Origin of the sequence: Bradyrhizobium sp. (assembly GCF_019244115.1) — a bacterium.
Classification (GTDB): Bacteria; Pseudomonadota; Alphaproteobacteria; order Rhizobiales; family Xanthobacteraceae; genus Bradyrhizobium.
The window spans coordinates 1-8,894 of sequence record NZ_JAFATE010000858.1 but is presented as its reverse complement, the minus strand read 5'-3'; the positions used below and the strand labels follow the sequence as shown (position 1 = coordinate 8,894).

Below are 8,894 nucleotides of genomic sequence, written 5' to 3'. Positions count from 1 at the left end.
CGAGGCCGGCGCCGGCGATGCGCTTGTCACGCAGGGCGGCCAGCAGCGCGTCCTCGTCGTGGATGAATCCCCGCGCGGTGGTGATGAAGAACGCGTGCGGCTGCATCAGCGAAAATTCGCGCGAGCCGATCATGCCGCGGCTCTCTTTGGTGAGCGGGCAATTGATCGAGACATAGTCGGAGCGGCGCAGCAGCTCGTCGAGTTCGACCTTCTGCCCGCCCCTTGCAGCCATCTCCTCACCCGAAAGGTAAGGATCATACGCCAGCACCTTCATGCCCAGGAGACCGCTGCACAGCGTGGCCAGGCGGCGCCCGACATGGCCGAGCCCGACGATGCCGAGGGTCCGCCCGTGCACCTCGGTGCCCATCAGGCTGTTGCGGTTGACGCCGGTTTCACGTCGCAGCGTACGATCGGCCTCGATGATGCGCTTGGAGAGCGTCAGCATCATGCCGAGCGCGTGCTCGGCGACCGACTGCGCGTTGCCGCCGGACTGGTTCACGACCAGCACGCCCGCCGCCGTGCAGGCCTCGACATCGACGGGATCGAAACCGGCGCCGTTGCTGGAAACGATCAGAAGGTTCGGGGCCCGGCGCAGCAGACCGGCATCGACGTGAAAATGCCGGGCCAGCTCGTCGCGCGCCGCGCCAACCTGGTAGACATGCGCGGCCGAGAGGATGGGAGCTGCGACCTGGTCCGGGCTGTCGTTCTCGAGCCGGTCGAGACGGATGTCGGGCCGTGCAGCCAGCATGTCGGTGTAGACAGGATGAGCGAGATATTTGACGTAGAAGACGCGCTTGGTGTTGACAGTCATTGCAGGGCTTTCAGTTCGCAACACGAAGATGGATACGGATTGCGATCCGGCAATCCTCCGACAACCCAGGCATGGTTTTCCTCCAGGAACCTTCGCGCGTCGGCTGTCATCTCTCACATCGTCGCATGCCGCGCGCTGCGGCCAATTCGCCGCTTGAACGCATGTTGACAATCCCGCTGACGGCGTCAAGTTGCGGCTCGCTGCGGCAAGACCGAAGAACAACCGTTGCAGAACAAGGGAGACCGGGATGACGGCTGCCGACGGACATGCAGCGTCTCAGACCGAGCGGAGCTGGCACGAGATCGTCCTGCAGACGCTCAAGCGCAACGAGGTCCGCCTGGTGCCCTACGTGCCGGATCGCGTGCTGACAGCGCTGATCAGGAGCCTGCATGCCGATCCGTTTTTCACCACGTTTGCGACCGCGCGCGAGGAAGAGGCGGTCGGCATCGTCTCCGGCGCCTGGATGGGCGGCACGCGCGGCGCGGTGCTGATGCAGACGTCGGGCTTTGCGACGCTCGCCAATGTGCTGGCGTCGCTGGTCATGCCCTGCCAGATCCCGCTGGTCATGGTCGTCTCCGAGCGCGGCACGCTCGGCGAATTCAATTATGGGCAGTCGCTGGTATGCCGGACCATGCGCCCGGTGCTCGACTCGCTTGCGATGGAGCACCACACGATCACGCGGCTCGACGAGCTGGAATTCACCGTCGACCGTTCGATCAAGCAGGCGGTCACCACGCAGGCGGCGGTGGCACTGATCCTCTCACCACTGCTGACCGGCGGCAAAGTGTTCGACAAGTGAGGCCCAGGGATGAACGCGTCCGCAACGCCGACCAACCGCAACACCAAGGTGATGAACCGTTTTGACGTCACGTCACGGCTCGTCAACAGGCTGAAGCACGAAGAGGCCGTAATCGGCGGCATCGGCAATACCAATTTCGATTTGTGGGCCGCCGGTCACCGTCCGCAGAATTTTTACATGCTGGGCAGCATGGGCCTGGCCTTTCCGATCGCCCTCGGTGTCGCGCTGGCGCAGCCGGAGCGTCGCGTCTTCGCGCTCGAGGGCGACGGCTCGCTCTTGATGCAGCTCGGCTGCCTGTCGACCATCGCGGCGCTCAAGCCGAAGAACCTGGTGATGGTCGTGATGGACAATGGTCTCTATCAGATCACCGGCAGCCAGCCGACGCCGGCCTCCGCCGTTGCCGATATCGTCGCGATCGCAATCGCGAGCGGGCTCGCTGACAGCACCTGGGCCGCGGACGAGGAGGATTTTGAACGGCTTGTCGATCAGGCGCTGTCGGCGACGGTACCGATATTGATCGGTGTGCGCATCGACGACAAACCGGGAGTTGGGATCACGCGCCGCGATCCGGTGCAGATCAGGGAACGCTTCATGACGGGGCTCGGCGTGCGGCAGGCGCTATGATGCAGCCGTTCCGCATCCGAAGCTCGATCGACGGCATTTATTTGCGAATCTCGAAAATTGAGCACCGGGGCGTGCGGTTAACTAAACGTACGACTGACATTGATGTGAGCATTATCTGTGGTGCGAATTATGGTATGGGCGGGCATGACACCCCTGCTCCGCCTGTTCGCCTGGCTGCTTGCGGCCGCCGTGACCTTCGCGACCCTCGGCCCCGCAAGTTATCGGCCGCATTCCAATCTCGGCCAGGATGGCGAACATGCGTTTGCCTTCGTCCTGATCGGGCTTGCATTCGGCCTCGCCTATCCGCGCCAGCGGCTGCTCGCTTCCGGCATCGCACTGGCTGCGACTGCCCTCATCGAGATGCTGCAGTTCTGGGTCCCCGGACGTCATGCGCGGCTGGAGGATTTTCTGGTCGATGCGGCGGCCGCCTGTGTGGGCTTTGCGGTCGTGGGCGGGCTCGACTGGATGCTGCGGAGAACGCGTCCAAGCCCGACGTGAAACGAGGGCCGCGGCGTCGGACGGGCCCTCGTTCACGCGCAATGTCTGCGTTACTCGATGATCTTGATCACCCTTCGCGTGTGCGGATCGACAATGACCCGCCGGTCGTTGACGACCGCATAACGATATTCGGTGTAGCGCGGCACCGGCCGCAATTCGACCGTCGGCGGCAGCGGCTCGCCGACCACCACGCGCTCCTCCACCACGACGGACGGCTCGTGCACGCCTTCGACCGAGGTGATCACCGCATTCGGGATTTCGAGCCCGGCACCGACGGCCGCACCGACCGTGCCGCCGACCATCGCGCCGACCGGGCCGCCGATTTCGCCGCCAGCCCGCGCACCATTCACCGCGCCCCGTTCGGTGGTCGATTGCGCAAAGGCGGCGCCTGACACCGCAAGCGATAGGGCGATCAAGGCACCGGATAGTTTGATTCTCATCTTCGCCTCCACAGATGTTGAAAGTGCGCCTTCAACATTCCTGCTCCGACGAATGTTCCGGTTCCGCCGCTGCAACCTCGCGCACAAAACAAAAATGCCGCCCGGAACCGGACGGCATTTCCGGAAATTGTTGTGCTTGCTTCAGAGCAGGCCCGCGCCGCGCGCCCATTTGTATTTCGCGGCAAGCACCTCGACCGGAAGCTCGGTCGAATAGGCATAGGCCGGGATGCCGTGCTGGTAGAGATATTCAGCGGCCTCCTCGACCTCCACATCGCCGGCGAGCGAGGCGACCATCGGCTTCACGAAGCCTTGTCCCTCCATCTCCTTCTTCACCTCGACCATGTTGCGGGCGAACACCATCGGCGGCGTGACGATGGTGTGCCAGTAGCCGAGGATCAGCGAATGGATGCGCGCGTCCGAGAGCCCGAGCTTGACCGTGTTGACGTAGGTGATCGGCGGCTCGCCACCGGTGATGTCAACCGGGTTGCCGGCCGCGCCGAACGGCGGAATGAATTTGCGGAACGCCGCGTCGAGATCCGGCGGCATCGCCATCAGCGACAGGCCGTTGTCGACCACCGCATCCGACAGCAGCACACCGGAGCCACCGGCGCCGGTGATGATGAGCACGTTCTCGCCCTTCGGGGTCGGCAGCACCGGCACGCCGCGGGCGAATTCCAGCAGCTGGCGCAGCGAGCGGGCGCGGATCACGCCGGACTGCTTGAACACGTCCTCATATATCCTGTCGTTGCCGGCCAGAGCACCGGTGTGCGAGGACGCAGCCTTGGCGCCCGCCGAGGTGCGGCCGGCCTTCAAGACCACGACCGGCTTCTTCTTGGAGACGCGCTTGGCGGCTTCCGCAAAGGCGCGGCCGTCCTTCAGATCTTCGCAATGCTGCGCGATGAGGTTGGTGTTCGGGTCCTGCTCGAAGAAGGCGAGCAGATCGTCCTCGTCGATGTCGGACTTGTTGCCGAGCCCAACGATCGCGGACACACCCATTTTCGCAGAGCGCGAGAAGCCAATGATCGCCATGCCGATGCCGCCCGATTGCGACGACAGCGCCGCATGACCCTTGACGTCATAGGCGGTGCAGAACGTGGCGCAGAGATTGGCCGGCGTATAATAGAAGCCGTAAATGTTCGGCCCCATCAGGCGGACATCGTATTTCTTACCGACCTCGACGATCTCCGCCTGCAGTTCGGGATGCCCGGCTTCGGCAAAGCCCGAGGGGATCAGCACGGCGCCCGGGATTTTCTTCTCGCCGCATTCGGTCAGTGCCGCCGCAACGAACTTCGCGGGGATCGCGAATACCGCGACGTCGATCACGCCGGGCACGTCCTTGACGCTCTTGTAGGCCTTGTAGCCCAGGATCTCCGAAGCCTTCGGATGGATCGGCAGGATCTCGCCCTTGTAGCCGCCGTTGACGAGGTTCTTCATCACGGAGTTGCCGATCTTGCCGTCCTCGGCAGAGGCGCCGATCACGGCGACCGCCTTCGGCTGCATGATGCGGTTCATCGCGGCCACGATCTCGTCGGTCGGGCGCGGCGCCGGGCGCGGCCTGTAGTCGAAGTCGACCACGATGCGCACGTCGGCGGCGGTCGCTCCCGCCTTGGTCGCGAACACCGGATTGAGATCGAGCTCGACGATTTCGGGGAAATCGCTGACCAGCTGCGAGACCTTGACGATGATGTCGGCCAGCGCATCGCGGTTGACCGGATCGCCGCCGCGGACGCCCTTCAGCATCTCATGCGCCTGGATGCCGTCCAGCATCGACAGCGCATCGTCCTTGGTCGCTGGCGCCAGACGGAACGTGACGTCCTTCAAGACCTCGACCAACACGCCGCCGAGACCGAAGGCCACGAGCTTGCCGAACGAGCCGTCGGTGATTGAACCGACGATGACCTCGGTACCGCCGGCGAGCATCTGCTGCACCTGGATGCCCTCGATCCTGGCATCGGCCTTGTACTTCTTCGCGTTCGCGAGGATGGTGCCGTGCGCTTTTTCCGCGTCAGCGGCACTCTTCACCCCCACCACGACACCGCCGGCCTCGGTCTTGTGCAAAATGTCGGGAGAGACGATCTTCATGACAACCGGAAAACCCATGTCCGAGGCGATCTTGGCGGCCTCGGCGGCCGACTTCGCCAGTCCCTCCAGGGGAACCGGGATCGCATAGGCGTCGCACACCAGTTTGCCTTCCGGCGCGGTGAGACTCGAGCGCTTGTCGGCTTTCACCTGGTCGAAGACGTTGCGGACCGCATCTTTGGCACTTGACATGTGACTTCCTCCCTTTCATGGCATTTGGTATGCCAGAGGTCTCGTTGTCAAGCCAGACCGTTGGTATGAAGCATTGAAAAAGCTCTCAACTTGACAGTCTGGCATCTGGCATGCCAAAAATTATCGGGCATTCTTCTGATAAGTAGACGTCTCCCTCATCAGGAGATTTGTCATATCCATGCAGAAACAGAGCAAGGCGCCGCCGACTATGGCCGAGGCTGACATCGCAATCGTCCGGATCGCGCCGGAGACCAGTTTCAAGAACAAGGCCTATGAGGCGTTGAAGGATGCCATCCTGAAAATGGACATCTACGCCACGCCCGAGCCCGTAATGCTGGACGAGCGCGCGCTGTCGGAACGGCTGGGCGTCAGCCGCACCCCGATCCGCGAAGCCATCGCGATGCTGGAGCAGGACGGCTTTGTGAAGACCGTCCCGCGGCGCGGCATCATGGTGGTGCGGCGGACCAAGAACGAGATCGTGGACATGATCCGCGCCTGGGCCGCGCTCGAGAGCATGGCGGCGCGGTTGATCACGACCACGGCGCGCAAGAAGGACATTTCGGCGCTGCGCGACTTCTTCAAGGATTTTGGCAACGACCGCCTGCCGCAGGATCATGTCGAGGAATATTCCAAGGCCAACATCGCGTTCCACCAGGCGCTGATCTCGCTATCGGAATCGCCTGTGCTGGTCGACATGACCAATGACATTCTGTTGCATGTGCGCGGCTATCGTCAGCTGACGATCGGCCGCACCGAGCGCATCGCCGCCTCGCTGCCCGAACACCTTGCGATCATCGAGGCGCTGGAAGAACGCAACACCGAGCTTGCTGAAAAGCGTGCACGCGACCACACGCTGGGCCTTGCGACTTACGTCGAGACGCACGGGCAGGAACTGTTCAGCTAGCAAGTTCACACCACAGAAGACGATAACCCGTCCTACAGGGAGAGAAGGCCCATGCTGAATACCGCGCAGAAAACCGAGGCAGCGGGCGCAGAGCAGGAATTGACGGACGGTTTCCATCTCGTCATCGATGCGCTCAAGCTCAACGGGATCGATACGATCTACGGCGTACCGGGGATTCCGATCACCGATCTCGGCCGCATGGCGCAGGCGTCCGGCATCCGCGTGCTCTCCTTCCGCCATGAACAGAACGCCGGCTACGCCGCGGCGATCGCCGGCTTTTTGACCAAGAAACCCGGGGTCTGCCTGACGGTCTCGGCCCCCGGCTTCCTCAACGGCCTCACCGCGCTCGCCCACGCCACCACCAACTGCTTCCCGATGATCCTGGTCTCCGGCTCCTCGGAGCGCGAGATCGTCGACCTGCAGCAGGGCGACTATGAAGAGATGGACCAGCTCGCGGTTGCAAAGCCCTTGTGCAAGGCGGCGTTCCGCGTGCTGCACGCCCAGGATATCGGCATCGGCTTTGCCCGCGCGATCCGCGCCGCGGTCTCGGGCCGCCCGGGCGGCGTCTATCTCGATCTGCCGGCAAAATTGTTTTCGCAGGTGATGAATGCCGAGGCCGGGCAGAAGTCGCTGGTCAAGGTGATCGACCCCGCGCCGGCGCAGCTCCCCGCCCCCGCCGCCATCAAGCGCGCGCTGGATGTGCTGAAGAGCGCGAAACGCCCCCTCATCATTCTCGGCAAGGGTGCGGCCTATGCGCAGGCCGATGAGGCGATCAAGAATTTCGTCGAAAAGAGCGGTGCGCCGTTCCTGCCGATGAGCATGGCCAAGGGCCTGTTGCCCGACCTGCATCCGCAATGCGCCGGCGCTGCACGCTCGACCGTGCTGAAGGATGCCGATGTGGTGATGCTGATCGGCGCCCGTCTCAACTGGCTGTTGTCGCACGGCAAGGGCAAGACCTGGGGAGAAGCGCCCAAGAAGTTCATCCAGGTCGACATCGAGCCGAAGGAGATGGACTCCAACGTCGAGATCGCCGCGCCCGTGGTCGGCGACATCGCGTCCTGCGTCAGCGCTTTCCTGGAAGCGATGAGTGCGAACTGGCTCGCGCCGCCGACCGAATGGACCAGCGCCGTCCAGAAGAAGCGCGAAGAGAACGTCGCGAAAATGGCGCCGCGGCTGATGAACAACAATTCGCCGATGGATTATCACGGCGCGCTCGGCGTGCTGCGCACCATCATCAAGGAGCGGCCCGATGCCATCCTGGTCAACGAGGGCGCCAACGCGCTCGACCTGACGCGCGGCGTCATCGACATGTATCAGCCGCGCAAGCGGCTCGACGTCGGCACCTGGGGTGTCATGGGCATCGGCATGGGCTCGGCCATTGCCGCAAGCGTCGAGACCGGCAAGCCGGTGCTGGCGATCGAGGGCGATAGTGCCTTCGGCTTCTCCGGCATGGAGGTCGAGACGATCTGCCGCTACAAGCTGCCGGTCTGCGTCGTGATCCTCAACAATGACGGCATCTATCGCGGCACCGACCTCAATTCCGCCGGGTCAGATCCGGCGACCACGGTGTTCGTCAAGGGCGCGCGCTACGACAAGATGATGGAAGCTTTTGGCGGCGTCGGCGTCAACGCGACGACCCCGGACGAGCTGAAGCGCGCGGTGAATGAAGCAATGGATTCCGGCAAGCCGACCCTGATCAACGCGGTGATCGATCCGGCGGCAGGTTCCGAGAGCGGACGCATCGGCAATCTCAATCCGCAGAGCGTGCTGAAGAAGAAGTGAGCGGCAACGCGTCGTTCGTATCAGCGCGAGTGACCGCAGCAGAGACAGACTTTTAGGAGAGAAACAGATGACCAAGGCGCTGACGGGGGTTCGCATCCTCGATTTCACCCACGTGCAGTCGGGACCGACCTGTACGCAGCTTTTGGCGTGGTTCGGAGCCGACGTGATCAAGGTGGAACGCCCGGGTGTCGGCGACATCACGCGCGGCCAGCTGCAGGACGTTCCCAACGTCGACAGCCTCTACTTCACTATGCTCAACCACAACAAGCGTTCGATCACGCTCGACACCAAGAACCCGAAGGGCAAAGAGGTGCTGACCGAGTTGATCAAGAAGTGCGACGTGCTAGTGGAGAATTTTGGCCCCGGCGTGCTCGATCGCATGGGCTTTCCCTGGGAGAAGATCCACAGCATCAATCCCAAGATGATCGTGGCCTCGATCAAGGGCTTTGGTCCCGGACCGTACGAAGACTGCAAGGTCTATGAGAACGTCGCGCAGTGCACCGGCGGAGCCGCCTCGACCACCGGCTTCCGCGACGGCGTGCCGCTCGTGACCGGCGCGCAGATCGGCGACAGCGGCACCGGCCTACATCTCGCGCTTGGCATCGTCACCGCGCTGTTCCAGCGCACCAAGACCGGTCAGGGCCAGCGCGTGACCGCCGCGATGCAGGACGGCGTGCTCAATCTCTGCCGCGTCAAGCTGCGTGACCAGCAGCGCCTCGCCCATGGCCCCTTGAAGGAATACAGCCAGTTCGGCGAAGGCATTCC

At 63.4% G+C, this 8,894-nt stretch carries 9 protein-coding genes; 6 read left to right on the top strand and 3 right to left on the bottom strand.

Annotated features, from left to right (window positions below; all coding sequences use genetic code 11):
* Positions 1–811, bottom strand: an 811-nt coding sequence (locus tag JOZ76_RS36310; protein ID WP_291706186.1) for an NAD(P)-dependent oxidoreductase, incomplete at its 3' end; no start/stop codon positions are given.
* Positions 812–1,058: 247 nt separating this feature from the next.
* Between JOZ76_RS36310 and JOZ76_RS36305 the strand changes: the two genes are divergently transcribed.
* The 3 genes from JOZ76_RS36305 (at position 1,059) to JOZ76_RS36295 (ending at position 2,732) form a co-directional block, all read left to right on the top strand.
* Positions 1,059–1,610: a thiamine pyrophosphate-binding protein gene (locus JOZ76_RS36305; RefSeq protein WP_291706185.1), complete on the top strand. Its 552-nt coding sequence runs from the start codon at positions 1,059–1,061 to the stop codon at positions 1,608–1,610.
* A 9-nt stretch (positions 1,611–1,619) separates the two neighbouring features.
* On the top strand, positions 1,620–2,234 hold the full coding sequence (locus JOZ76_RS36300; protein ID WP_291706184.1) for a thiamine pyrophosphate-dependent enzyme: 615 nt from the start codon (positions 1,620–1,622) through the stop codon (positions 2,232–2,234).
* A 144-nt stretch (positions 2,235–2,378) separates the two neighbouring features.
* Entirely contained in the window at positions 2,379–2,732 is a 354-nt protein-coding gene (locus JOZ76_RS36295) for a VanZ family protein (protein ID WP_291706183.1), read from the top strand.
* A gap of 50 nt (positions 2,733–2,782) precedes the next feature.
* Here JOZ76_RS36295 and JOZ76_RS36290 read toward each other — a convergent pair whose 3' ends face one another.
* Together JOZ76_RS36290 and JOZ76_RS36285 are read right to left on the bottom strand one after the other, a co-directional pair.
* A complete protein-coding gene (locus JOZ76_RS36290; protein WP_291706182.1) occupies positions 2,783–3,172 on the bottom strand; it encodes a DUF1236 domain-containing protein in 390 nt (129 codons plus the stop codon).
* A 141-nt stretch (positions 3,173–3,313) separates the two neighbouring features.
* Positions 3,314–5,443 carry an acetate--CoA ligase family protein gene (locus JOZ76_RS36285; protein WP_291706181.1) on the bottom strand — a complete coding sequence of 710 codons (2,130 nt, stop codon included), beginning with the start codon at positions 5,441–5,443 and terminating at the stop codon, positions 3,314–3,316.
* A gap of 178 nt (positions 5,444–5,621) precedes the next feature.
* Between JOZ76_RS36285 and JOZ76_RS36280 the strand changes: the two genes are divergently transcribed.
* The 3 genes from JOZ76_RS36280 to JOZ76_RS36270 form a co-directional block, all read left to right on the top strand.
* Positions 5,622–6,347, top strand: a complete 726-nt coding sequence (locus JOZ76_RS36280; protein ID WP_441300160.1) for a GntR family transcriptional regulator — start codon at positions 5,622–5,624, stop codon at positions 6,345–6,347.
* Positions 6,348–6,398: 51 nt separating this feature from the next.
* Positions 6,399–8,129, top strand: a complete 1,731-nt coding sequence (gene oxc / locus JOZ76_RS36275) for an oxalyl-CoA decarboxylase (RefSeq protein ID WP_291706180.1) — start codon at positions 6,399–6,401, stop codon at positions 8,127–8,129.
* A gap of 67 nt (positions 8,130–8,196) precedes the next feature.
* A partial coding sequence (locus JOZ76_RS36270) for a formyl-CoA transferase (RefSeq protein WP_291706179.1) occupies positions 8,197–8,894 on the top strand: 698 nt, incomplete at its 3' end.